Below are 26,320 nucleotides of genomic sequence, written 5' to 3' on the forward strand. Positions count from 1 at the left end.
AATAGCTACAGGCAACCGCCGAAACCATTTTGCCGCCAGGCTTCATAGCTAATGATCGCCACGGCATTGGACAGATTCAGGCTGCGGTTATTAGACTGCATGGGAATGCGGATACGGAAATCCGACTCAAAGCCGTTACGTATCTCGTCTGGCAGGCCGGACGTTTCCGATCCAAACAGCAATACATCATCTGGCTGGTAGGTCGGCTGATCGTAGGGACGGCTGCCTTTGGTGGTACAGGCGAAGATGCGTTTGCCGGGAACCGCAGCCAGAAAATCCTGATAGTTTTTATGACGGCTGACGTTCGCCAGATCGTGATAATCCAGCCCCGCACGGCGCAGCTTTTTCTCTTCAAAATCAAAACCCAGCGGTTCAATCAAATGAAGCGTACAGCCATTGTTGGCCGCCAGTCGGATAATATTGCCAGTGTTCGGTGCAATTTGAGGCTCATAGAGCGCGATATGGAACATGAGATAGCGTCAACCACGAAGAAAAATTCCGCCGCAGTATAACGCATTCCCACGGGGCAGCCCAAAACCTGTGCACGCAGGATTGCGGATTACTCTGCACGACGTTTTCATCCGCAGCGATTACACTTAAGTGAATACATCAGGATAATGTGCTGATGAAAACACGATGCGGGCATACGGCCTGTGTGGAGGTTTAATGAAACACCCTAAGACACTATTGGCCTGTGCTGCCCTGCTCGGCCTGCCGCTTCTGGCAAGTGCCAATACGCCGCAAGCGCCCACGCCTCAGCAGCAGTTTGAGAGCGGAATCAGCAGCCAGAAACAGTTGCAGCAAAATATGCAGCAGAACCAGAAATTACAGCAACAGCAGTTGAATAATCAGCTCCAGCAGCGCAACCAGCAGTTGCAGCAACAACGCCAGCAGCAGCTACAGCAGGATTTACAGCGGTCACAGAGAACCACGCCGCCACCGCCAATTAAGCAGAATCCCTGATGCGATGGCGGCCTTATAGCCGCACACCCATCAGCGTTAAAATCAACGGCGTGGTTAACGCCGCCATCGCCGTTGATAGCAGCAGGCTTGATGCCACCGGGCCACCCAGCACATCGAACTGGCGCGACATCAGATAGACGTTGACGCCCACCGCCATCGACCCCAGCAACACGACCGCACGCGTTTCCATTTCCGGCAGGCCGAGCGCGATAGCAATTCCCCAGATCACCAGCGGCTGTACCAGCAGTTTGATCGTACAAATCGCCGTGCTGATCTGCCAGCCGTCACGCACGCGGTATTCCGCCAGCCCCATTCCCAGCGCTACCAGCGACAGCGGTGCGGCAATCTGTCCCAGCATGGCAAGCGGCTGATCGACATACGACGGCAGCGGCAGGCCCGTCAGGCTGAATAAGGTCCCGGACAGAATGCCAATAATCAGCGGGTTCTTCAGCACGCCCAGCGCGGTTTTGGTAAAGCCCTGTAGCGACAGCGCCCCATTACGCGCCCATTCCACCGACACCGTCACCAGCGTCCACAAAATAAGCCCGTTAAACACCACCACCAGCGCGACCGACGGGATCGCCTCTTCACCCAGCATCAGCGTAGCAATCGGCAGCCCCAGCATCACGTTGTTGGAGAAGATGCCGCTCAGCGCAAACAGCGAGCCGGAGACGCCATCAAGATGAAAGACTTTGCGCGCCACGATGCGGCCTAGGACAAACACCAGCAGGCAGCCGCCGAAAAAGGCGATCAGCAGTCGGGCATCCACCACCGGACGTTTGGAAAAATCCGACATCAGACGGAACAGCATGGCGGGCATGGCAACGGAGAAGACAAAGCGCGTCATGCCATCGGTCACGGTGGTCGGCCATTTACCGTAGCGAATCAGGCTATAGCCGAGCGCGATAAGAACAAAGAGGGGTAATGACAGAAAAATCTGGTGCCAAAGCGAAACAATAAATGCGGGCATGAAGCCACTTCCTTATTACCGGCACCAAGTCAGAAAGAAGGTCCCCGCATTATATTTTCTTGCAGCAATATCAACATCGCCGCAGCTTGAAGTATGACGGGTATAGAGGCAGACCTCAGCCGGTCACGAAGTTTGCCCCGATTAAATCTATCCGGTCAGTACAGATACAGTCAACGCCCCAATCCAGCAAAGTTTGCGCGCGATCGGGTTGGTTGACGGTATAAACCAGAATGCGCAAACCGGCGGCTTTCAGATCCGCGACGCGTTCTGCCGTCAGCAGTTTGTGATTCAGGTGAATGGACACGCATCCCAAACGCTGCGTTAACGCCAGCCAGTCCTCTTCCCACTCATCCAACAACAGCCCGCGCGGCAGTTCCGGTGCGGCCTGTTGCGCCGCTTCAAGCGCATCGATAGAGAATGATGACAGTAGCGGCGCGGCCGGATGGTCGGCCCACAGCTGACGCGCCGCCAGCGCAATCACCCGTCCGGTTTCTGCTTCATATCCGGTGGTGGGTTTAATTTCGATGTTAGCCGCCATGCCGTACTGCACACAGCGTTTTGCTACTTCCGATAGCAGCGGCAGGCGTTCACCGACAAATTTATGACCGTACCAGCCGCCGACATCCAGCCCGACCAGCTTGTCCCACGGCAGTTCCCCGGCAATACCCCAGCCGTTGCTGGTGCGCTCAAGCGTGTCGTCGTGTAGGAGGAAAATCTGGCCGTCCTGCGACAGCTTGGCGTCAAATTCGATCATCTTGTGACCGAGGCTGGCACCGACATCAATCGCCGCCAGCGTGTTTTCCGGTGCCAGTGAACCGCCGCCGCGATGGGCGACAATGCTCGGGTAAGGCCAGAGTGTTTCCATTATTCCATCCGTAATCCGCTTTGCGAATCAAACAGGTGCCATGATGACGTCGGTAAGTGCAGCCAGAGCGTCGAGCCAATCGCAGGGCAGTGCTCATAAGAGAGCCGCGCAATCACGTTCTGCCCGCCCCACTTGCCGTGCGCTAAATTGTCCGCCCCCAACAGTTCGAGTGTTGAAATCTGCAACGGAATCCCGCCAGTTTCACGCGTCGCCAGTTGAATATGCTCTGGTCGAACCCCGAGCGTCAATGCTTTACCACGCCATTGCGGCTTCGGTTCAGGCAGCTCCAGCGCAATGTCTTGGCCGATTTCAAAGCGGCAGCCGTCATCGCTAATGCGACCTGACCACAGGTTCATGGCCGGTGAGCCAATAAAGCTGGCCACAAACAGCGATGCCGGGCGGCGATAAATATCAGCCGGCGCGCCGATTTGCTCGGCGATACCTTTGTTCATGACAATGACGCGTTGTGCCAGCGTCATGGCTTCGACCTGATCGTGCGTGACGTACAGGCTGGTGGTTTTCAGGCGCTGGTGCAGTTGCTGTAATTCGAGCCGCATCTGTACGCGCAGTTTGGCGTCCAAATTCGACAGCGGTTCGTCAAACAGGAACACCGCCGGTTCACGCACAATCGCCCGTCCCATTGCCACGCGCTGACGCTGACCGCCCGATAGTTCACGCGGCTTGCGTTGCAGCAGCGGCATCAGTTCCAGAATACGCGCTGCGTCTTCCACGCGCTCACGAATCTGCGCCTTACCGAAGCCACGGATTTTCAAGCCGTAAGCCATATTGTCGAATACGTTCATATGGGGATAAAGCGCATAGTTCTGGAACACCATCGCAATACCGCGATCTTTCGGTTCCAGATTGGTGACCCGCTGGTTATCAATATAGATATCGCCGCTGGTGGTGCGTTCGAGGCCTGCCACCATGCGCAGCAGCGTCGATTTACCACAGCCTGACGGGCCGACCATCACGACGAACTCGCCGTCCGCGACGTCCAGATCGATGGGTTGGATAATCTGTGTTTTGCCATCGTAAGACTTGGTGACGGCCTGAAGTTTTAAACATGCCATAAGCGTTTCCGAAATTCGTCTCGATTTATTTTTCGCTGTCGACCAGACCGCGAACGAACCAGCGCTGCATCAGTAGCACGACCAGCAGCGGGGGCAACATGGTCAGCAGCATGGCCGCCATTACCTGATTCCACTGGGTGGCTCCATCGCCGGAGGCAATCATGCTTTTAATCCCGGCGACTGCGGTGCCCAAACTGGCATCGCTGACAATCAGCAGCGGCCACAGGTACTGGTTCCAGCCGTAGATGAACGTGATCACAAACAGCGCCGCCAGATTGGTCTTCGACAGTGGCAAAACCATGTCGAAGAAGAAGCGCATCGGGCTGGCACCGTCGATACGCGCCGCTTCCATCAGCTCATCCGGCAGCGTCATAAAGAACTGGCGGAATAGGAAGGTCGCGGTCGCCGAGGCCATCAGCGGCAGCGTTAAACCGGTGTAGCTGTCCATCATGTCCAGCCGCGCGATCACTTCCACCGTCGGGAAAATACGCACTTCCACCGGCAGCATCAGCGTCAGAAAAATCATCCAGAAGAACAGGTTGCGCAGCGGAAAACGGAAATAGACGATGGCGTAGGCAGACAGGATCGATACGGTAATTTTGCCCACCGTGATCGCCAGCGCCATCACGAAGCTGTTAAGCAGCATCAGCCCGAACGGTGTGATGTTGTTGCCCGCGCCGTGCAGCCAGATATAACGCAGGTTTTCCCACAGGTGAGAACCGGGGATGAGCGTCATCGGAGCCTGAAAGACTTCCTGATTATCCAGCGTGGCAGCGACAAACCCCACGTACAGCGGAAACAAGACGGCGAGAATGCCGACGATCAGCATGACGTGGCTGAAAATATCTAACCCGCGACGATTCTCAATCATTGCTATTGACCTTCATTGATAGTTCACCTTCCGCTCAACAAAACGGAACTGAATCACGGTCAACCCGATAACCAGTATCATCAGTACCACCGACTGCGCCGCTGAACTGGACAGATCCAGCCCTGCGAAACCCTCACGATAAATTTTGTAGATCAGCGTGGTCGTCGACTGCACCGGCCCACCGGCCGTCGCGGCATCGATAATCGGGAAGGTATCGAAAAAGGCATACACCAGATTGACGACCAGCAGGAAGAAACTCACCGGCGAGATCATCGGCAGCACCAGATTGAAGAAGCGCCGCACGGGGCCAGCACCATCAATCGCGCCCGCTTCCACCAGAGAGCGGGGAATGGATTGCAGCGCGGCGAGGAAGAACAGGAAGTTATAGCTAATCTGCTTCCAGACCGACGCCAGTACGACTAAAAACATCGCCTGACCGCTGTGCTGTGCGTGGTTCCACGTATAGCCCAGCAGCCCGAGAAAATGGGTAATCAGCCCCAGTCCGGGGTTAAACAGAAACATCCACAGCACGGCAGCGACAGCAGGTGCCACGGCATACGGCAGGATGATCAGCGTCTGGTAAAGGCGGCTGGCACGGATCACGTAGTCCACCAGCGCGGCCAGAAAGAGTGAAATCAGCATGCCAAACCCTGCCACCAGAAAGCTGAATATCAGCGTGGTGTAAAACGAATCAAGGTAGTAAGGGTTATTGAACAGCTGTCTGAAGTTTTCCATGCCGACAAATTCGCTGGATAGCCCAAACGGATCCAGATTCTGCACCGAATACCACAGCGCCTGACCAGCAGGCCAGATAAAGAAAATCACGGTAATCAGCAGTTGGGGCAACACCAGCACATAGGGCAACCAGCTGCTACGAAAAACGGGGCGGGATGATGTCATGCGGTAACTCATTGCAAACAGAAAAGAAGCAGGCCGATTCCCTTCGGCCCGATATTACTCGACAAAAAGGTATTACTTCGTCGACTGCTCGAAGCGACGCAGCAGCGCGTTACCGCGTTCTACCGCGCTATCCAACGCCTGCTGTGGCGTCTTCTTATTTGTCCATACGCTTTCTAATTCTTCATCCACAACGGTACGAATTTGCGGCATGTTGCCTAAACGCAGACCTTTGGTGAACGGCAACGGTGGCTTGTTCAACATCTGACGCGTAGCGATATCCGCACCCGGGTTTTTCTCATAGAAGCCCTGCTTCTGCGTCAGCTCATACGCTGCCGTGGTGATCGGCAGGTAACCGGTTTTCTGGTGCCATTCAGCGGCATTTTCTGGCTCGGCCAGGAACTTCATAAACTCAGCGACACCTTTGTAGGTCGCAGCATCTTTACCGCCCATGACCCACAGGCTGGCTCCGCCGATAATGGCGTTCTGCGGTGCGCCTTTCGCATCGGCGTCATACGGCATCATGCCAACACCGTAGTTGAACTTGGCATGTTCGCGAATATTCGCCAGCGAACCGGAAGAGGCCGTGGTGATAGCGCAATCGCCGTTGTAGAACTTCTCGGTCGGCTCATCCTTACGCCCGAAATAGGTGAAGTCACCCTTCTTGTTCATGTCCTGCAACAGCTGGATGTGTTTGACCTGCGTTGGCTTGTTGAATTCCAGCACGGCATCGGTGCCGTCAAAGCCGTTGTTCTTGCTCGCAACTGGCAGACCATGCCAGGCGCTGAAGTTTTCAATCTGAATCCAGCCCTGCCAGCCGCTGGCGTAGCCGCACTTCATCCCAGCAGCACGCAGTTTGGCGGTGTACTCAGCCATCTGCTGCCAGGTTTTCGGCGGCTGCTCAGGGTCTAAACCGGCTTTCTTGAAGGCATCTTTGTTGTAGTACAGCACCGGCGTGGAGCTGTTAAACGGCTGCGACAGCAGGTGACCGCTCTTCGCATCGGTGTAATAACCAGAGACAGTCGGCACAAATACCGACTCATCGAAATTAATGCCTGACTCTTTGAAGACTTCATAGACAGGCTTGATGGCTTTACTTGCCATCATGGTCGCCGTACCGACTTCATAGACCTGCAAAATGGCGGGCGCATTCCCCGCGCGGTAGGCCGCAATCCCGGCAGCCAGATTCTGTTCGTAGTTGCCTTTGTAGACCGGCACAATTTTTACATCGCTGTGCGCTTTGTTAAAACGGTCAGCCAGAGAATTCACTTCTTTCCCTAATTCGCCTTCCATGGAGTGCCAGAAAGGAATTTCTGTCGCGGCCTGCGCACTGGCGCTCATCAGCGCTAATGCCACACACGCCGCGGCGGTGCGAATAGCATGTGTTTTACGAATGGTGTTGTTGAACATGCCTGTCTCCTGCAATCAATTAAATGCGCCATCATTACGGCGTTTTTTATGCGAAGGTAAACATGACATGAGCGCATGACAGAAAAATAACTGGAAGATGACGGAAGAATGACAGAGAAAAACCAAAAAGCATCTATTCAACAAAGCCGACATTACGCAGAATATGCATTTGTTCTGATATATGCTGAATAATTCGAGTGGCAGGATAAAACGTTACCGTTTTGAATAACACGAAGTGTTGACCCTTTTGAAGAATAATGAATATATGCGTCGCGGGTACAGTTATAGCAAGTGGTCGAATCGTGGGGCAGATGTTCCTTTGCCCCAACTGTATTTCGTTTAATGACGCGTCTATTTTTGTGGCGAATTAGCCTTCCTGCATCGCTTTTTCTACTTCTTCCGCCAGAATCGCAATACCGCGTTCGATTTTTTCCGGCTCTGGCACATAGTTCATGCGCATGCACTGGTGAGCGTGCGGCCAGTCCTGATCTAAGCCAGGGAAGAAATAGTGACCCGGCACCATGAGGACGCCGCGTTTTTTCAGGCGTTGGTACAGAATTTCTGTCGTGATAGGCAGATCCTTAAACCATAGCCACAGGAAGATTGCGCCTTCCGGCTTATGAATCAGGCACTGCTCAGGCGACAGGTAGCGGCGAATGATCGCGATAGTCTCCGTCACGCGCTGCTGGTAGAACGGGCGTATGACGTCATTAGATAAGCGCAGCAGATCGCCACGCTGAATCATCTCGTGTGCCAGCGCCGGGCCAACCGCGCCCGGAGACAGGCTAATGATGCCGTTCATGTTGCCGATGGCGGAGATCACCTTTTCATCCGCAATGACGATACCGCAGCGTGAGCCGGGCAGACCCAGCTTGGACAGGCTCATGCACAGGATGATGTTCGGGTTCCACAGCGGCGTGGCATCGCTGAAGATGATGCCGGGGAAAGGCACGCCATAGGCGTTATCAATCAGCAGGGGAATGTTGTGCTGCTGCGCCAGAATATCCAGACGCATCAGCTCGTCATCGGTCAGCACGTTACCGGTCGGATTGGTCGGGCGGGAGACGCAGATCAGCCCGATCTCATCGGTAATCGACAGATGATCGAAATCGACGTGATATTTAAATTGCCCTTCGGGCAACAGTTCGATCTGTGGACGAACGGAGACGAACATGTTGTCGTCCAGCCCGGAATCCGAATAGCCGATATATTCCGGTGCCAGCGGGAACAGCACTTTTTTCAGGCTGCCATCGCTGTGGCGACCGGCAAATAAGTTAAATAAGTAGAAAAACGCACTCTGGCTGCCATTTGTTAGTGCAATGTTCTGTGGTCCGATCTGCCAGCCTAATTCATTACTCAGTAGCTCGGCCAGCGCCTTAAGCAGCGTATCCTTACCTTGCGGGCCGTCGTAGTTGCATAGCGCTTCCGTTAATTTCCCTTGTTCCAGCATATCCTGACACAGCTGTTTGAAGTAGCTGTCCATCTCTGGAATATGCGCCGGATTGCCGCCGCCCAGCATGATGGCACCTGGCGTACGCAGCCCTTCGTTCAGATCGTCCATTAATTGGGTGATGCCAGCGTGGCATGTGAATTTCTTACCGAAAAGAGAAAAGTTCATAGTTTAGTTATCAGTGGTCGTACACAGGTTATTGGCAACCATAGCGCTTGCGCCAATAGGGTGCAATGTGGTCAAAAAACAGACTTGCGATTTTTTATCTCACCATATATTTAAAATTCAGCATGAATATCTGACACGTATGTGAGTAAAGCAAGGGGGGTTTGGGCATCGGCTACACCATTGCCATACATACTAACCACTGAGTCTGGTGGTCAGCCATCCCACATCATGGTTACGCTTAGTCATTGTCACGTAACGTCATAATTATCTTTTCTTATCCGTATTGTCATTTTACGCGTACCTTGAAGACGGTATTTGTTACGTATTTGATCAGGGGATGGGAATGTCGTTGAAAGATGCGCTGCTCGCGCTGTGTGTTGTCGTGCTATGGGGCGTGAACTTCGTGGTGATCAAGGTTGGGCTGAACAACATGCCGCCTTTCTTACTGGCAGGGCTACGTTTTTCGCTGGTGGCGCTCCCGGCTATTTTCTTTGTTCCTTTCCCACGAATTCCTCTGAAATGGCTGCTCGCCTATGGCATGACGATCAGCTTTGGTCAGTTTGGCTTTTTGTTCCTCGCCATCAAGCTGGGCATGCCTGCCGGGATTGCCTCGCTGGTGTTACAGGCTCAGGCCTTTTTTACGCTGCTCGTTGGCGCAGTTTTACTGTCAGAAAAGCTGCGCTGGAATCACGTGGTTGGGATTCTGGTGGCAGCGATTGGGATGGTGGTGCTGGCAGAAGGACGCACGGCGCTGCAAATGTCATCCGGTATGACCGCCACCACGCTGCTGCTGACGCTGGCGGCGGCGCTGTCATGGGCGCTGGGTAACATCATCAATAAAATTATCATGAGTAAAAACAGCGATGTGCGCATTATGTCGCTGGTGGTGTGGGGCGCGCTGGTGCCTGTCGTGCCGTTTTTCATCAGTTCCTGGTTGTTCGAAGGCGGAGACGCAATTGTCCATAGTTTAACGACGATCCAACTGCCGACGATCTTGTCGTTAGTGTATCTGGCGTTTGCGGCAACCATCATCGGTTACGGGATTTGGGGTAGCCTGCTGGCACGCTATGAAACCTGGCGTGTGGCTCCTTTGTCGCTGCTGGTGCCGGTGGTTGGACTGGTCAGTGCCGCCGTGTTCCTTGGCGAATCTCTTTCACTATTGCAGGTCGTGGGCGCGCTGCTGATTATGGTCGGCCTGCTGGTGAATGTGTTTGGTGCACGGCTGCGTTCATGGCGACCCGTGCGGCAGCCGTGACCTGCATGTCCCGTAATGGGGCGTATTTATCGTGCAGCGTCGCAAAGCGACGCTGCTATTTTCGCAATTTCTCATGCCTTTCCTACGCTTCTTACTGGTGCTGACGGATCCGTTAAGCCGTGGTCATTTTCTGGCGCGGACTTTGCAAGTTGGCTTCGCAAGAGGGTAGAGCTAAAAGCAATCAGTGAAATCAACGGGATAAAGGGGTCTTCATGAGAATAAGAAACACGACACTGGGAAGGGTGGCATCGGGAAAATGGCTGCTGTCACTGAGTGTGACGGCGCTGTTGGTGAGTGGAACGGTACAGGCAGCGTCTGCCCCTGCGGTGGAAGCGAAAAATGGTATGGTGGTCAGTTCGCAGTATCTGGCTTCGCAGATTGGCGTCGATATCATGAAAATGGGCGGTAATGCGATTGATGCCGCCGTGGCCGTGGGCTATGCGCAGGCAGTGGTGAACCCCTGCTGTGGCAATATTGGCGGCGGCGGGTTTATGACGCTGCATCTGGCCGATGGGAAAGACACCTTTATCAACTTCCGTGAAACGGCACCGGCGGCGGCCAGCGCCAACATGTATTTGAACGCGGATGGGAGTGTGAAAAAGGACGCGAGCCTGTACGGCTATCTGGCTGCTGGCGTACCGGGAACGGTGCTGGGGCTGGATACTGCGCTGCAAAAATACGGCAAATTGACGCGCGAACAGGTGATGGCACCCGCAATTAAACTGGCGCGTGAAGGTTTTGAACTGACGCGAGCAGACACCGATATTCTGGACACCACCGTCAAGCGCTTCAAAGCCGATCCTGAGGCGGCGCGCATTTTCCTGCGTCCTGACGGTAGTGCGTTGCAGCCCGGCGATAAGTTGGTTCAAACCGATCTGGCGAATACGCTGGCGGCGATCGCCGCTAAAGGGCCGGATGCTTTCTACAAGGGCACAATCCCGCAGATGGTGGAGAAAGCGGCAAAGCAGGGCGGCGGAATTCTGACGGCAGCTGATTTTGCCGATTACCGTATTACCGAAACGGCACCGGTAACCTGTAACTATCGCGGTTATCAATTTGTCTCTTCGCCACCGCCCAGCTCCGGTGGCGTCACGATGTGTGAAATTCTCAATATTGTCGAAGGTTACGACATTAAATCGACGGGCTTTAACTCGGCAGCCACCGTGCATGTGCTGACGGAAGCGATGCGCCATGCGTACATGGACCGCAACACGTACCTCGGCGATCCGGCGTTTGTGAGTAATCCCGTCGAGCGCCTGTTGAGTAAGGATTATGCCGCCGAAATCCGCAAAAAAATCGAACCGGAGAACGCGACGCCGTCCAAAAACGTACAGCCGGGGATTGGCCCGCACGAGCGACCAGAAACGACGCACTACTCCATCGTGGATAATCAGGGCAATGCGGTGTCCACCACGTATACCGTTAACGGGCGTTTTGGTTCGGTGGTGATTGCGCCGGGTACGGGCTTCTTCCTCAATAACGAAATGGATGACTTTACCGTGAAGGTTGGCGAGAAAAACCTGTACGGGTTGGTGCAAGGGGAACGTAATTCGATCGCCCCCGGTAAGCGCCCACTTTCGTCCATGAGCCCGTCACTGGTGACGAAAGATGGCAAAGTCTTCATGGTGCTCGGTTCGCCCGGCGGTTCGCGCATTATCACCATCACGCTGCAAACGGCGTTGAATATCATCGATCACGGCATGGCACCGCAGGAAGCGGTGGACGCACCGCGCATCCATCATCAGTGGCTGCCGGACGAGGTGTATTACGAACAGCGTGGGCTGTCTGCGGATACGCTGAACCTGCTGAAGCAGCGCGGCTACAAGATGGTGGAACAGACGCCTTGGGGCGCAGCAGAGCTGATTTTGGTTGGCTTACCGGGTGCGGCGGGCGTGACGCCTGCGGATTCAGGCAATGACTCGGCGGTATCCGGCAAAGTGCGTGAAGGTTACCTGTACGGCGCAAATGATATCCGCCGCCCAGCTGGAGCGGCGATAGGGTATTAATTTTAAGGAACGTCAGGGGCTTATTTCGGTAGGCTCCTGAGTTTTTTACTGAGTTGCTCTACCATCGTCGGAACCACGACAACAAACTGTTGTTCCGACGAGTAATAAAATTACTTCATGAGCATCGATGGTGTGGCGAACCCAGTCTCGGTGTTAATTGTATAATTCCCACCATCCTATCGGTATGCCGTAATGCTACCGTCACTATGCAATGTCATGTTTGTAAATGGGTTTCCTTCACTATCAAAATCGCTACTAACTTGCCGAATCGTATCTCCCTGTTCATCTAGAAAATATATGTTTCTTGCAATTTTGACTCTTTTGTATAGGTTTTCCATTCCTAACCGATCAAGGAGAACTAATTTCTTCCCGCTTGGGAGATTATATCTACTTAATATGTTATCAGTCATATTTTTAGCTTAATTAAATTTTTATAGGGTGAGTTATTGCTTAACTGGTTTCAGGTTTTTTCAACTAATCCAAGTATTTGCATATCATAAAGAAGTTCTTTTTTATCATTTTCAGATGAACATTTTTTTGTTTCACTGCGTTAAGAAATTCATGAGCATTATTGCTCTTTTTTCTGCGAAAAGCCGCCTTCTATGAAGGCGGAGTTCTGTTAGTTGGATATTTTATCCAGCAAAAATTTAACCTTATCAGCATCTTCTGGATGAATTTTTACATATCTCTCACAAGCTAATCGAATGTATTTTAAAGCAGTCTTCTCTGGAACAATGACTTCACCTTCCCATACGCCAAACATTATTCCTTCAAAATGGAAATCAGTATCTAATTCCTGTAAGTCTGGAAATTGGCAATATGTTTCGTTGATTACAAAACCATGTTTTTTTATAATACTATCTATGCCATAGATGAATTTATTCTGAAGATTTAATGAATTAAAAAAATCCATTATAATCCACTCGTTGTCATTGTTATAATTTGTTTTTTCAAAAATATATTCGTTAGTCATTTTGTCACCGGAAAGAAATTAGTTACAGACCCAGTTTGTTGATCCAGATAAACCTGAAATTTTACACCGCCAGCATTCTCCGTATACTCTCTTCTTCCTAAGGCAATAGCGTTTTTATAGCCTAAAGCTGCTGCTTGTTGTCCTAGTTCTAATATTCTTTTATCACTAAATATTTGGGGGTCATAAACTGTTTTTTCAAAAATTTCTGTTTTATAACCTATTACATTTCCTTCTCTATCTTTCGCAGGTATTTGATATTTAATATGTGTGATCCCTTCAACTTCGCTGTGAGTTTGAGATGAAACCTTTACATTGTTTTGTTTCACTGCGTTAAAAAATTCATCAGCATTGTGTGCACCACCGATCCCTTTTTTCTGCGAAGAGCCGCCTTCATAGAAGGCGGCATATTGTTAGTTAGGGATTTTAGCCAGCAAGCGGTTGACCTTTTCTGCATCTTCCGGATGAAATTTCACATATCTTTCGCAGGCCAGACGGACATACTGATAGCAGATTTCCTCGCTGACAATTACAGCATCTGCTTCAGAAGCAGGATAGCCAACAGCAAACTCTACTCCCTCAAAATGCTCACTCTCATCATAACTATTCATGTCAGGGAAATTACAATAAGCTCCGTCAGAATTAAATCCTATCTTTCTTATAATATATTCAGTGGCTTCTATGAAGTTCCTGTCAGAAGACATTATGTTGAAGTAGCCTACTATGACTTCATTTAAACCAGAATGTACGTCTGACATTTCAAACAAATTTTTATTCATATTGACTTATCCAGTAAATTAATTCGGATGGAAGCTTTTTACTATGCCTGTAGGTTTATCGACATATATCCTGAAGCTAATACCTTCAATAGTAGCATTGGCAGCACCATTCGCGCTGCTCATAGCTTCTTTATAAGCGTTAGCAGCCGCTAGGTTTCCAATTTCTAATATTTTCTGATCAGAGAAAACCTTAGGATCATAGATGGTCTTTATTTCAGGTGTTGCTTTGTAACTTCCGGTAAGGTTTCCAGCTCGATCTTTAGTCGCTATAAGATATTTCACGTGTGTGATGCCCTTCACTCCGGTAGGGGTTTCACTAACAATTTTCACATTATATTCCTTTGCTGCTGCATAAAACGCATCAGCATTGTGTGCACCACTGATCCCTTTTTTCTGCGAAAAGCCGCCTTCATAGAAGGCGGCATATTGTTAGTTAGGGGTTTTATCCAACAAATTTTTGATCTTTTCTGCATCTTCTGGATGAATTTTTACATATTTTTCGCAGGCCAGACGGACATATTGATAGCAGATTTCCTCGCTGACAATTACAGTTTCGTCCTCTGTAGGAGGATACCCTATTGCAAATTCAACACCCTCAAAATGCTCACTTTCATCATAACTATTCATGTCAGGAAAATTACAGTAAGCACCATCAACATTTAGTGTCCATTTTCTAGATAATAATTTTATAGCCTCTAAAAATCTGTCTTCTTCATACATCCTATTGAAATAGGATACGATGATTAGATTTAATCCGGAATCGATATCCTGTTGCCTAAATAGTTCCTTTTTCATTATTAACCTCAGTTAGGATGATAATTTCTCACCATTCCAGTAGTTTTATCTACATATATTCTAAAACTAATGCCATCGACAATTTCGCTGGCTTGCCCATTCTCACTTTTCATTGCTACTTTGTAGGCTTGCGCAGCTGCCTGTTGCCCAAGCTCTACTATTTTTTGATCACTAAATATTTTAGGATCGTAAATAGTCTTTGTTTCAACGGAGTTTTTATATTCCCCCGTGAGGTTTCCAGCTCGATCTTTAGTGGCTATAAGATATTTCACCTCTGTGATCCCCTTCACTCCAGTAGGGGTTTCACTAACAATTTTCACATTATATTCCTTTGCTGCTGCATAAAACGCATCAGCATTGTGTGCACCACTGATCCCTTTTTTCTGCGAAAAACCATCTAACGTTGCGATATGCTGCGGTAGGCCAATTTTAAAACTTATCCCATCAGGATAAGTAAATGTCGTGCCTTCCTTGGTGGTCATCATGATGACTTTTTCACCAGAAGTCAGCTGAATAATTGCGGTTTCTCCTGCAACCGTATTGATCCCTTTGTATCCCGCCACCGTTGCAGTAATAGCATGCAACTGCATGACAGAGTCATAGCGTGATGCCACTTCATCCCAGCTTTTCCCTGTGGCTTTTGCAATTGCGGTGATCGCTGCATCTCTGGTAATGCTACCAGCGTCTAGCCCTTGCAGTATCTTGTCTACATTTGCCGCATCTTCGGGGTATAAGTCCCGATAAACCAAACGATAATTGACGTTTTTACCATAGCTATCGAGAGCTTGCTGTGCCTGTACTAACAAGGTTGAGCAGTTTGCGATGGATTTGTTACCTTGGGTGCAAATATCTCGAATTGCTTTGTCACGCTCCTGATCCAATCTCCGAGTCGCGGCTAATTCTTTTGCTTCATCTGGAGTTAACGTCCCTGCTTTTTCTTTACGTTCCAGAATGCCTTTCTTTTCGGCTTCTGCTGCGCTTAGATAGTTGAAGTTAACCGCAATCTGACCAGCATTAGCGCCGCTGTAGGCCCCTTGCGCTTTCCCTGTTGCGATTGCACCAGCTAAGCCACCAATGAATCCAGCAGATTCACTGACTTTTCTCGACCAGTTTTCATCCATGGAAAAACTGTTACCTAATGCATAGGCTGCAAGTTCCGCGCTTAACGCACCCACGGCGGCACCTTTCACATTGCCACCTCTAATTTCGGCGGTAATCGCAGATATTGCGCCGTAGCTTAATGCTTTACCGAACGTATTTTGGATGAAGCCTTCTCTGGCGTTGTAGTTGATTCCTTCAGCACTGATTTGGTTAGAAATATTAGATAGCAAGGCCGTAGTAAAATTATCTTTAAAGCTACCACCATTAATGGCAGTACCAAGGCCAGAACTAATAACCGACTGCCCGGCGACGCGTTGAGCTATCTTGCTCCAATCATTATTACTGAGGATGGGAAGTTTGGTTTGGGCTGAACCTACGCCTGTGTTGCTGACTTTTAATACGCTGTCGAAACCAGCCAGCGCACCACCCACAGCCATTGAAGTCACCAGCGACTTAACGGAAGCGCTGCTACCCAGTGTTTGCAGAGTTTTGGTAAGGTTGCCTTTGTTATCAACCAGTGCGACTGCCGCCTGTGATGTCAGTGCCGTCATGCCTGAGTAAACTGCACCAGACATCACGGTTGCTGTCATACCTGTTGCACCAGCGGTATTAACCGCTGCCGTTGCTGCCATCCCTGCCAATCCCGCTCCTGCGGTAACTGCTGCAACGGCGATAGCGATAACCGCTCCCACCACTGGATTCAGGCTTTGTGTGGTGTGGTTCCAACTACTGTAGGCATCCTGTACTGCGTTCCATTGCACGTCTTTACGGGTATTCAAACCTTTAAGCCATGTTGCTCCAGGTGTATTGCTGAGAGTCAGTAACGCGTTTTGCAGTGACTGAGCATTGTGTGTTTTTACGGCAGCGGAAACTCCTGCTGTGGCATCAACGGTAAACTGACCACCTGCATGGATAGATGGCAATAGCCAGGTGTCCTTGGTGTATCCCCTGTCGGAATTTTTAATGAAAAAACCTTTCGATGTGGTGATGGTTTGCTCGAACGTGGTATTTTTTACCGCTTTAAAGATAACCTGACCCTTAGTACTGGTGAGTTTGGCGTTCTTGCCCGCCGCTATTTTGCTGGCTTCATAGATGCTGTCATCGCGGCTAAGCAGATTGATGTTACTTCCAGCGGTAAACTCGGTTACTTTGTTGCTGACATTATGGTACGTCCGCTTGCCCTTTTTCTTCTTGCCATACCAGGTGCGGCTGCTGGATTCTGTTTCATAGTGATTGGTTTCTTCCATGGCCTGCGCATACAGGAATCCCCCTTTAGCAGCAACATCCATTGCGCCTTTTGCAACTAAACTCGTTGCCTGGAATAAGATGCTGCTGTTGGATAAAAGCGTCAGCACACCACCGCTGTTTAGCACGACATTTTGTTGTGTCGTCGACTCATTAAATTCATTATTTCCTTCTCGCATCGCGTAATTTTTTAGTGCGTTAAATTCCATCTTTCCACGGGAGCTTAACGTCATATCCCCTATTGAGGACAATGAACTTCCGGATGCAATGAAATCGCCATTTGTGGCGAGGGTAAGATTTCTCCTTGCATTAATCTGAGTGATAACATGGCGATCGTCTCTATTGTCCTCATCAGGAGTGGCGATGGCAGAATACGCGGTAGAAAGTAATGAAAGAGTGTTGCCAGCCAAGAGGGTAATATCACTGGCGGATAAATTCGCTGATTTAATATTAGTCGCACCTCCTGAATTGATCAGTAAATATCCAGTGTTAATCCTACTTGATAATGAAGGTGTAAGTGTTGATGGCAAAAACTCGTTGTAGACATTACCTACTGTTTTAATATCGATAGTTACTATGCCATTAGCAATTAAATCAATACCTTTTCCGGTAGTAAGAGATACACCTGATAAGGTAAGGTTACCTTTTGCTTTGGCAAGGATATTACTGTTTGAAAATATATTGCTTAGCTTAAAAAATGCATTGTCAAATATTTTTTTATTATTTTCTTGAGTTGTTTCCAATTCTCGTTTGTGGGTAATTAGGTCATAGATTGAGCTATTTATTGTAATGTCTTTCCCAGCAGTTAATTCGGTGTTTTGATTGTTGCTGAAATTAACTCCTGATAATTTTATGTTTCCTCCTGCATTTAGGGAAAGTGTGTCCCCTGCGTGGAGTGATGCATATTGGCGATTTCCGTAATTATTGAATATTGGTGATGATGTAGTAGCATAAATAATGTCGCCTTCGCGGCTATTAAGATTAATATTCTTTGCTTTAAAAACCGATGTCGTTGAAGCAATTGTGGCAATGGTGTTGATGTTTATGTCTTTGTTTTTTGATATTAAATTTGAATTATCAATATAAGTTTGGTTTTTAGAAATCAAATTTATATTATCTGATGATTCAATTATACCATTTATTATTATATCACCAGAATTAAGTAAAACTTCATTTCCATTAATGTTTGTTGTGTCAGGAGTGACAACCGTTGGAGAGGTTGGTTGCAGGACATTTCCTATTTTTATTAGCCTTTCAAAATCTGCAACGACATTCCCAGTGGCATGTACCTTTGCCGATAGCAGCTGCTCGCCTTTAAAAACGCTCTCTTTGTCTTTGACTTTATAGTAGGCAAGGATAAGCGGTATACCATCATCCAAAACAGTTGTACTGGCCGATTGTGGCGTATTCGAGCGTCTAATAGACTGTTCTTGTGCCGTTTCTGAACGGAAATTGGTTGTATGCTCAGTTTGTTTTAACAATGGGGAGATATTTAAGAATTCCTGTCCTGCCAGAAAGATATTTCCAGAGGAATTCAAACTACTGGCATTATTCTCCAACCGCGTGGCGTTAATATAGAGATTTTTTGCTCCGTTAATTTCGGATTCAGATGTGGCAAATTCCCCTTCAAACTCTTTTTTAACAATTAAAGGGATATACGTTTTCGCATCGGAAAGCGATCGAATTGGTAATTCATTACCAACATTAAGGTTGGCGTAAGTTAAATCCTCCTTCTTTTTTACAACGACCTGATCTCTGACGTTTTGAAGTGAGTTCGTCCGAATCACCAAATCCCCAGTATTGGTTTTAATCGTTCCCGAGCGGTTTTCAACTTTACTGCTTTTGTTACCCAACGCATCCTTTTGCATCCACAGATTTTTTCCTGCCTGAATAGTCGCTTGGGTGTTGGTCAGATTGTCGTGCAGTAGATGCATATCCTGCCCGGCAATCAAATGCCCCTCATTGTTTAACGTGCTGCTGGCAATGGTTGTATTTCCATCACTTTTTACCGTCGCGTTACGGCTGATGTCCGTTTGTTTAGCGATGATCTCCAAATCAGTTTTCGCGCTGGCATTGCCTAGTTGAAGCTGACCGCTAGTACTAAGCGTAATGCCTTGCTGGGTCGTGGTCAGGTTAGCGACGTTAGCGCCGACCCCGTCCTCGGTCGCCACTAACCGTATACGCTCCGCATACATCCCACCAAGAGCCTTAGTATCAACGGCCAGCTGTGGTATGTTGCCGTCGCCTGCAATCGCATTAATCGTCCCGTCTTTAAATCCGATGCGGTTAGCGCCCTGTGTCAGGTTGAGGTTTTTTGCCGTGATTTTTCCATTTAGTTCGGTAGCGCGACTGATGATGTCAACATAGTCTTGATTACTGGCATCAAGTCCTTTATTACCAATAGTGATAGTTCCATTTTTTACTTCTAGTGCGTCCAAAGCCCCTTGTGCATCAAACTGCGTTTTTCCAGTTGTGAGTATTGCCCCCTGAGTATTGATGAACCCACATCCGTCACAGGTGATGCCGTTAGGGTTAGCAATCAATACGTTGGCTTTATTCCCGAAGACTTCTATCTTCCCTTGCAGGTCTGAGCGGGTGGAGCCCGTCACCTCGTTGATAATCAAATCGGCCGCTTTGCCATTGAGGTTGGCGTTAGCGTTTAACTGTCCGGCCAACTGCGATTGACCTGCCGCAATGCTGTTGTTTAGCACGGCACCGGGTGTCCCGACGCTGAAGTCTTTATAGGTGTTGTGAGAAACACCTGCCGCATTTGGTGTTGCGATATTGATGACCGGTACGGCACCCGCGTTATTGACCTGCGTGCGTGAGCTGTCTGGCGTGAGCGCCGCGAACGCGGGGTGTAACGGTTGGATCGCGGTCAGGTAGATCAGCAGGTAGCTAAGCCCGCGTGTAGTGCGGTTATTGAATTTTTCCATGTGACTTTCCTTGTTTTCCTTTTGCTGTGAATCAATGACTTAATCAAAAAGTGCTGTAACGGGGAGGGAGACGTTCCAGTAAACGACGGCGTTATCGGGATGGAGATCGTCCGGGAAATGCAGCGGTACGCCGAGCGACACGGATTGGCTTACCCAACGTGAAGACGCGGACAGACCAACGGAAGCGCCGGTCATATTGCCGCCATCAACTTTGCCGGTTTTTCCGGCGATCCATCCGCTATCCACTGCTGTTGTGAGCGCGATATCACCCAGGAGCGGCAGCGTGGCGAATTGCCAGTTCACTTCGTTACGCCAGTAGAAACCCCGATTGCCGGTCAGCGTTTGTTCCTTAAAGCCCCGCACGGAATACTCGCCGCCGAGCGAGACACGTTCGCTGGTATACAGGTTGTCCGGCGTGGTTTGGCCGTAAAGGGAAGTCAGGAAGGTCAGCGAGGGTGTAAGTGGGTAGAAATAGCTGCTGCTGACGCTCAATTTACGGAACTCGCTGCGTGGCAGGCCACTATTTTCCTTTGTGTCATCCGTCGCGCCCCAGCTCCTCAAGCCGTGGCTCAGCATCGGGTTGAGCGTAAAATATCCACCTGCCAGCGTGGTGCTGTAGCTGAGTCCAATACTGGCGCTGCTGACCGTAGGGCTGCTGACTTCAAGGCGTTCGCCTGCCATGCGGTTCTCGGTGCGTCGGCGAGAGAGTGCACTATCCAGCGCCAGCTTCTGCTTACCATCCCGATAGAGTGTTCTGTTGAGGCTTAGGCGGTGGGTATTGCTTTGGCCTTCATAGCGATACGCGCTGCTGCCAATCGGGATCGGCTGGAAAAAGTCGTTCCAGGCGTATTGATAGCCGAGTGTCCAGTAGCCATAAGGCAAGGACATCCCGCCCGATAAGGCTTTGCTGTCGTAGCGATGGTTGAATGCGCTATCACGGCTGGCGGTGAGCCACCAGCGGTCAGCGAGTCGCAGCGGGTTATCGAGCGTGAGATGAGTGGAAAGTTGTTCGCGGCCCGTGCTTTTTTGTCCGCTGTTGTCCGTGCTGAGAGACAAGGCCACAGGGCGGGATTTTGTGGTGCGTTTTAGATAAACAATCGAACTTCCGGCTTGTTTTCCCGGCTGAATATCAATCGCCACCTGTTGCGAAGGCAGGCGATTAAGCTGTTCCATCCCTTGTTCGATATCGCGCAAATTAAGAATACGTCCTTCCAGCCCGGGGAATGCCATCTTGATTGCGAGTGGTGTTTCCCCTTCCATGCGAATCGCTTCAATCTTCCCCTCGCTGACGCTGATGATGAGCGTGCCGCCGGAGAGGTCTTGCTCCTGTAAATAGGCCTGACTGGTGACAAAGCCGTGATTGAGGTAGGTGTTGGTGGTTTCCCTCACGACGTTATGGATGGTGGCTAAATCAAGGCAGTGATTTTGGTAGCGTTGCTGGAGAGCGGCCCGATCTTTCGTCGAGAGAGTGTTTGCACCGTGAAAGACAATGCTTTGGATGGGGAAGCAGACGGCATCCTTTGCTGCTGATGCTGTGACTGTGGGTATCGTTAAGGTGGTGCTGTTTTCCAACGATAAACGCTGCTGCTTGGCCTGCTCCAATAATGCTTTTTGCTGGAGTTCCAGCGCATCTCGATCTGTTGGGCTGATGGCGGTAGCGGCAAAGGCTGAGCTGCTGACGCTCAAAAGAATAATGCTTATAAAAGAAAGGATTTTACACAAAATGAACGCGATCCTTACGTTGATTTACATTTTGCGCTTATATACACAAATGCCTTATTCCGTGGCTAGGTAGAATCGATTTCCAATAGAAATTCGACAGAATACGTTGAGAAACTCAATAAATGAGAATAAAAATAATAGTCATTATCATTTTTGTATGAATAGGTAGATAACTATATCGTAAGAGATAATAATTTTTATATTTATCATTGGGTTTCCGCTGTTCCGGAAACCCAATGAGGGGGAAGGTTACTTAAAGTCCGCGTAAGGCGTTAGCGGCTGCGGTGGGCTGTCGAGATCGCCTTGCCAGCCGGAGGCGGAGTAGCGCAGGTAGATGAGGCCGTGGCTTGGGGTGTAGTCCTTCGCCTGCTGAATGTCGATACCGACACCCAGCGTCCAGTGTGAGCTGAGGCGGCGTTCGACGATGGCACGCGCCGTATAGCCGAAACCGGAACTGCTGCTGCCTTCTTCGATGGCGTCTCTGTCGGTGATCGCAGCGTTGCCAAGCAGGCCGACTAGTGGATAGCGCCGCTGATCTTTGGTGGAGGAACGTGACCACGACAGCGATCCGCCGAGTTCCCACGACCAGTTTTCCGTCCGCTGCCGATAGTTCACCGGCACGCCCAGCGAGAAGTATTGCTGTGGGCTGTAGTAGCCGCCCTGACCGAGCGAGTAACCGCTTAAATCCTTCTGGTAACGCCACCACATGCTGTTCAGGCCGACCGTGACGCGTCGGTTATCCTCGTTAATCAGCTTGTAGTAATAACCTGCCATTGCGCGGGCTCGGTCGTTATCGGCCACGTTTTTACCCGTAATCTGGTGGACGCTGAAATCACTCCAGATGCCGTGCGCTTCGCCCCGATCGTAGCTCAGCCCGAGGCTGACGCCCGTGGCGCGCACGCCGCCCCAGGTAATGCCGGTGCCAGGGTCTTTGGTGCCGCCGAAGGCGAGTAGTGAGCTGGAGATCGGGCGGCGCGATGCCGTCGCGGTCCAGCCGATTTGCCGCCAGTCACCGCTGTAGCTTGCGCCGCCGACAACGTCGACGACATCAAAGCCGAGCGGCGTGGTGCCGATGTCTGCTGACCAGCGATCGTTCTTCCAACCTGCGGCGACGCTGGTGCCGGTGGCTTTCTGCGATTTGCCGTCGAAGCAGTCCTGTGTGGCGCAGGTGCCGAAGGTTTCCCGATAGGCACCGTTGCTGTCTGGAGAGAAGGAACCGGCGTTCATCTGCACGGTATCGGTGCGGAAGAAGGCGCGGCCGTCGTACAGCGGCATATCCACCTGCAACATGGTGTCGTGGGCGCTCAGGTCGGAAACGCCGCCGGTACCGCTCGAACTCCCGTAATCGTGGTCAAGGGTGACGGTAATATCCTGCTTGCGGTACAGGTCTGCGGCATCGGCGCGGATGCCGCGTTGCAGCCAGTCGTCCCCTACCTGATTACGTGTTAGCCGGGTGTAGTCATCGTCGCTTTGCGGCAGAGCGGGCGTGATGCCGCTGGCGACCATCGCCTGTTTATAGTCCTGCTGCGCCTGCTCAGGTTGAGATCGTTGCTGTTCAACGCGTGCCGCATCGCGATAGATCAGTGCTGTCGTTTGATCGATAGGAGTTTGACCGACGGGCTCTTTCTGCGCGTCGATTTTTAGCTGGCGGAAAAGCGCCGTCGATTTTTGCGGATCCCCGACGGCTTGCCAGGCGTTGGCGACGCGCCGCTGCGCATTGAGCGTATCAGCCGCCTGCGTTGGAAGCTGGTTCAGGCGCTGACGCGCGTCATCTTGTCGACCCTGCGCGATAAACGCATCGATTTCACCCAGTTGCGCATCGGGGTTCTGCGGCTCTCGCGTGCGGATGTGCTGATAATCTGCCAGCGCCGTAGCGTATTCACCCCGAGCCAGCGCCCAGTCTGCAAGCAGGAGATCGATGCGGGTGTCAGCCGGTTGCTGGCGGAGGAAAGCGATAGCGGCGGATTCGTCACCCGCGTCGCGTATCGCTTCCGCTTTAGCCAGCGTGGTTTGCATCGTCAAACGCTGAGATAAGTCGCGCATATCGTCGCTCCACTGCGCTGCGGGAAGCGTGTTCAGGTGAGCGAGTGCTTGCTCATCGCGATTGGTCGATGACAGGTAAAGTGAGTAAACGTAATTCTTTTCCGCGCTGCTCGGGGGTATGGACGTCGCACTCTGTACCACGCTGTCCGCCTGCTGCGTTTTCCCCAGTTGGCGCAGCGTCTGTGCATAGCGATAGGCCAGCCACACATCGTTCGGATCTTGCTGGTTCGCCTGACGATACTTCTCCTCCGCCTGCGCCCACTGCTGCTGTTCTGAAAGCCGATCAGCCTGCTGTTTCAGGATATCGAGCCGCAGTGCGGCAAGCGGTTCCCGCATCGCATTCTGCTGGCTGGGTGACAGGCCGTTGAGGTAAGCGAGTGCTTTTTCCGGCGACTGCCGCTGATAAATGCCGACCAGGCCGCGCAAGGCGTTGTCGTTGCCGGGTTCAAGGTGTAAGGCCTGCTGATAGAGCGGCTGAGCGGCGGCATCATTCTTACTGGCAACGGCGACATCACCCAGACCAATTAGCGCATAGGCGTTGGTGTTATCCATCTGGCGTGCCTGCTGATATTTCTGCCGCGCCAGCGGTAGGTTGTTGGCTTTCAGCGCGTTGTCGCCTTCCGCAATCGTGTTCCAATATTGCGTGCTTTGGATGAGACCTTCCCATTTACCGCTGTTGAGGCGATCGGTATCCGCCTGCAATGCTTTCTGGAACTGTGTCAGTGCTTTTGCCCGATCGCCTGCACGCAGGTAAACCAGACCCACTGCACCGATCAGCTCAGGGGCGTTGGGTGTGGCGGCCAGCGCTTGATTGAGCTCACCGAGCGTGGCGCGGTTGCCCCCGCCGCTTTCCACCACCGCCAGACTGCGGAGACGGGCCTGATACGTAGGGTCGGCCAACATTCCCTGCTGACGGTTGAGCGCTTTGCGCGCGGTTTCTGCCTGTTCACCGTCTTTGAATACCGTCAGGAAACGGTTGAGTTCCGCCACGCTCTGCGACGTGATGGGCATTCGGCCAATAATTTCCAGCCATAGCGATGCGGCCTGACTGCGTCCGACGGGATCGTTAGACAGCTGTTGCAGTAAAGGGTAGGCCTGCTCGTTGCGATCCTGACTGAAGAGCAGGCGTGACAGCACCATGCGCAGCGGGACGTTGTCAGGGTAAACCTGATCCAGTGCTTCCAGTTGCTTAATCGCGACGGGTTCCTGATTCGGCAAACGAGAAACCAGACGCCAATACTCCACGGCGAGATCGAGCGTGGGCGGCTCGCCGTGAAAGAGCGTGTCGTACTGCGCTTTGGCTTCCGCGTAACGCCCGGCGGTAGACAGCAAGCGCGCCTGCTGTAATTGTTGACGTGCGGCTTCCTGTGTCAGCGCCAGCGTCATCTCTGCCTGACGATAAAATGTGGAGTCGGGTGCCACGGCCTTCAGTTTTTCTAACTGCTGGCGTGCCTGTGCCTGATCGCCTTGACGCAGCACTAGCCGTAATCTGGCAGCAATAACCTCGGGGTTATCCGGGTCGATAAGTTCCAGTCGATAGAGCGACTGGCGGACGAGATCGTCTTTGTTGCTGGCTTCTCCCAGACGCACCTGTTCCATCAGAAATTGCTCTGGTGACGCGGTTTCCGCGCTGTATGCCTGCGGCGCAGCAACCAGCAATAACGGGAGGAGGCGCAGCCAGTTTACGGTGTTGTTGTGCATTGGCTGCCTCGAGACGGTAAAAGTTGACCTTGTGAAGTGAAGCGATAGCGCTTCTGATCCCATCCCTGACCAAAGAGCGTCAGAGAGGCGGAGAAATAAGCATTGTCATCCAGTGGATTGGCGGCGAGCCGCTGTCGCTGGGCAGCCAGGGCATCCGGTTGACGGGATAGCATCGGAAGTAGTGAAGCGGAAAAGCCTACCGATCCCTGTCCGGTGACGGTGCCTGTCGCGGTGTCCGCTTTTTCGGGCGGTAGCCCTTGTTGGATAGTCTGCTGAATCATCGGCTGAAACTGTTTGAGTAAGTCGGTTTTCCCTCTGCTGCTGTCGGCCATCATCCCCGCCCACAGATAGACGCGGATGGCGTCATAGCTGCCGGCATTGGGTTTGGTGGTATCGGGCTGCCAGCCTTTGCCTTTTTGCCAGATGACCCAATCAGGCGAGAACCCTTTCGGCGCGGTTTCCAACAGCAGGCGCTGCGTGGTGCGCTGCATCGCTTTCCATTTCTCACCCAGCGGAGCAAAACGCGCCAGCAGCGGCGGCGGAAGGTAGCTGGGGTTCAAGCGCCAGCTCTCTTTCTCGGCGAAGCCCACTTTGCCGGGTAACAGCATCACGCCCAGCCCCGGAATGTTAACCACTTCTTCCTCAGCGATACGTGCAAGCAACGCAGTGCCCAGCGTCTGATAACGTACTTCTTTCCACAGTCGACCAGCTTCAAGCAGGTTATAGGCAATCCACAGATCGGCATCGGAAGCCGAGTTCGGATCCAGAACCATCCACTGCTTATCCGTGTTCTCTCCCCACAGCCAGGCGGGCAGATTCGCGCGCAAATCGCCTGCGGACAGGTTGTCCTCCGTCCATTTCAGCAACCGATCAAACATCACGCGATCGTTGGCGACCAGCGCAAAGAATAGGGCGTAGCTTTGCCCTTCGGACGTGGTGATTTTATTGGGTGTTGAGGTATCAATCACCCGTCCTTCCTCGCTGATGTAATACTGTTTGTACTGCTCCCAGGCTGGCCAGTCGCAGACAGCGGCGGTGGCCAGGGAAGTCCATAGCCACAGCAGCGTGGGGATCAGGTAGCGCAGCACGCGTGGCATGGT

At 51.4% G+C, this 26,320-nt stretch carries 20 protein-coding genes; 3 read left to right on the top strand and 17 right to left on the bottom strand.

Going from position 1 to position 26,320, the window contains the following annotated elements; translation table 11 throughout:
- Positions 1 to 5: 5 nt before the first annotated feature.
- On the bottom strand, positions 6 to 470 hold the full coding sequence (locus JFY74_20250; GenBank protein QQG28340.1) for a tRNA (cytidine(34)-2'-O)-methyltransferase: 465 nt from the start codon (positions 468 to 470) through the stop codon (positions 6 to 8).
- Positions 471 to 666: 196 nt separating this feature from the next.
- On the opposite strand from JFY74_20250, the gene JFY74_20255 reads away from it, so the two are divergent.
- Entirely contained in the window at positions 667 to 963 is a 297-nt protein-coding gene (locus JFY74_20255; protein QQG28341.1) for a hypothetical protein, read from the top strand.
- Between the two features lie 13 nt (positions 964 to 976).
- Here JFY74_20255 and JFY74_20260 read toward each other — a convergent pair whose 3' ends face one another.
- From JFY74_20260 to JFY74_20290, 7 genes are all read right to left on the bottom strand, one after another.
- Positions 977 to 1,933 (bottom strand): AEC family transporter, encoded by a 957-nt coding sequence (locus JFY74_20260; protein ID QQG28342.1) that lies wholly within the window; start codon positions 1,931 to 1,933, stop codon positions 977 to 979.
- Between the two features lie 115 nt (positions 1,934 to 2,048).
- Positions 2,049 to 2,798 (bottom strand): glycerophosphodiester phosphodiesterase, encoded by a 750-nt coding sequence (gene ugpQ, locus JFY74_20265; GenBank protein QQG28343.1) that lies wholly within the window; start codon positions 2,796 to 2,798, stop codon positions 2,049 to 2,051.
- Positions 2,798 to 3,871 carry a sn-glycerol-3-phosphate import ATP-binding protein UgpC gene (locus tag JFY74_20270; GenBank protein ID QQG28344.1) on the bottom strand — a complete coding sequence of 358 codons (1,074 nt, stop codon included), beginning with the start codon at positions 3,869 to 3,871 and terminating at the stop codon, positions 2,798 to 2,800. The genes ugpQ and JFY74_20270 overlap by 1 nt, the downstream gene beginning before the upstream one ends.
- A 25-nt stretch (positions 3,872 to 3,896) precedes the next feature.
- Positions 3,897 to 4,742, bottom strand: coding sequence for a sn-glycerol-3-phosphate ABC transporter permease UgpE (gene ugpE / locus JFY74_20275; protein ID QQG28345.1), 846 nt, complete (start codon positions 4,740 to 4,742; stop codon positions 3,897 to 3,899).
- A gap of 12 nt (positions 4,743 to 4,754) precedes the next feature.
- On the bottom strand, positions 4,755 to 5,642 hold the full coding sequence (gene ugpA, locus JFY74_20280) for a sn-glycerol-3-phosphate ABC transporter permease UgpA (protein QQG28346.1): 888 nt from the start codon (positions 5,640 to 5,642) through the stop codon (positions 4,755 to 4,757).
- A 72-nt stretch (positions 5,643 to 5,714) separates the two neighbouring features.
- The gene (gene ugpB, locus JFY74_20285) at positions 5,715 to 7,049 is read right to left on the bottom strand and encodes a sn-glycerol-3-phosphate ABC transporter substrate-binding protein UgpB (GenBank protein QQG28347.1); all 1,335 of its coding nucleotides are present in this window, start codon (positions 7,047 to 7,049) and stop codon (positions 5,715 to 5,717) included.
- 367 nt (positions 7,050 to 7,416) lie between these two features.
- Positions 7,417 to 8,667 carry a valine--pyruvate transaminase gene (locus JFY74_20290; protein ID QQG28348.1) on the bottom strand — a complete coding sequence of 417 codons (1,251 nt, stop codon included), beginning with the start codon at positions 8,665 to 8,667 and terminating at the stop codon, positions 7,417 to 7,419.
- A gap of 343 nt (positions 8,668 to 9,010) precedes the next feature.
- Here JFY74_20290 and JFY74_20295 point away from each other — a divergent pair, with 343 nt between their 5' ends.
- Both JFY74_20295 and ggt read left to right on the top strand, forming a co-directional pair.
- The gene (locus JFY74_20295) at positions 9,011 to 9,922 is read left to right on the top strand and encodes an EamA family transporter (protein QQG28349.1); all 912 of its coding nucleotides are present in this window, start codon (positions 9,011 to 9,013) and stop codon (positions 9,920 to 9,922) included.
- Between the two features lie 212 nt (positions 9,923 to 10,134).
- Complete coding sequence (gene ggt / locus JFY74_20300; GenBank protein QQG28350.1) at positions 10,135 to 11,928, top strand: gamma-glutamyltransferase; 1,794 nt, start codon at positions 10,135 to 10,137, stop codon at positions 11,926 to 11,928.
- Between the two features lie 619 nt (positions 11,929 to 12,547).
- Here the strand turns inward: ggt and cdiI (JFY74_20305) are convergent.
- The 9 genes from cdiI (JFY74_20305) to bcsZ form a co-directional block, all read right to left on the bottom strand.
- Positions 12,548 to 12,901 carry a ribonuclease toxin immunity protein CdiI gene (gene cdiI / locus JFY74_20305; protein QQG28351.1) on the bottom strand — a complete coding sequence of 118 codons (354 nt, stop codon included), beginning with the start codon at positions 12,899 to 12,901 and terminating at the stop codon, positions 12,548 to 12,550.
- On the bottom strand, positions 12,898 to 13,266 hold the full coding sequence (locus JFY74_20310) for an EndoU domain-containing protein (GenBank protein ID QQG30596.1): 369 nt from the start codon (positions 13,264 to 13,266) through the stop codon (positions 12,898 to 12,900). Before JFY74_20310 ends, cdiI (JFY74_20305) begins: the two co-directional genes overlap by 4 nt.
- Before the next feature lie 45 nt (positions 13,267 to 13,311).
- On the bottom strand, positions 13,312 to 13,677 hold the full coding sequence (gene cdiI, locus JFY74_20315) for a ribonuclease toxin immunity protein CdiI (GenBank protein ID QQG28352.1): 366 nt from the start codon (positions 13,675 to 13,677) through the stop codon (positions 13,312 to 13,314).
- Between the two features lie 18 nt (positions 13,678 to 13,695).
- Positions 13,696 to 14,061: an EndoU domain-containing protein gene (locus JFY74_20320; protein QQG30597.1), complete on the bottom strand. Its 366-nt coding sequence runs from the start codon at positions 14,059 to 14,061 to the stop codon at positions 13,696 to 13,698.
- A 45-nt stretch (positions 14,062 to 14,106) separates the two neighbouring features.
- Positions 14,107 to 14,472 (bottom strand): ribonuclease toxin immunity protein CdiI, encoded by a 366-nt coding sequence (cdiI, locus tag JFY74_20325; GenBank protein ID QQG28353.1) that lies wholly within the window; start codon positions 14,470 to 14,472, stop codon positions 14,107 to 14,109.
- Between the two features lie 8 nt (positions 14,473 to 14,480).
- Positions 14,481 to 19,754, bottom strand: a complete 5,274-nt coding sequence (locus JFY74_20330) for a DUF637 domain-containing protein (protein ID QQG28354.1) — start codon at positions 19,752 to 19,754, stop codon at positions 14,481 to 14,483.
- 39 nt (positions 19,755 to 19,793) lie between these two features.
- Positions 19,794 to 21,476: a ShlB/FhaC/HecB family hemolysin secretion/activation protein gene (locus JFY74_20335; protein QQG28355.1), complete on the bottom strand. Its 1,683-nt coding sequence runs from the start codon at positions 21,474 to 21,476 to the stop codon at positions 19,794 to 19,796.
- Positions 21,477 to 21,725: 249 nt separating this feature from the next.
- A complete protein-coding gene (gene bcsC / locus JFY74_20340; protein QQG28356.1) occupies positions 21,726 to 25,220 on the bottom strand; it encodes a cellulose biosynthesis protein BcsC in 3,495 nt (1,164 codons plus the stop codon).
- Complete coding sequence (bcsZ, locus tag JFY74_20345; protein ID QQG28357.1) at positions 25,202 to 26,317, bottom strand: cellulase; 1,116 nt, start codon at positions 26,315 to 26,317, stop codon at positions 25,202 to 25,204. The genes bcsC and bcsZ overlap by 19 nt, the downstream gene beginning before the upstream one ends.
- Positions 26,318 to 26,320: the final 3 nt, after the last annotated feature.

This window comes from Pectobacterium carotovorum, from assembly GCA_016415585.1.
GTDB lineage: Bacteria > Pseudomonadota > Gammaproteobacteria > Enterobacterales > Enterobacteriaceae > Pectobacterium > Pectobacterium carotovorum_K.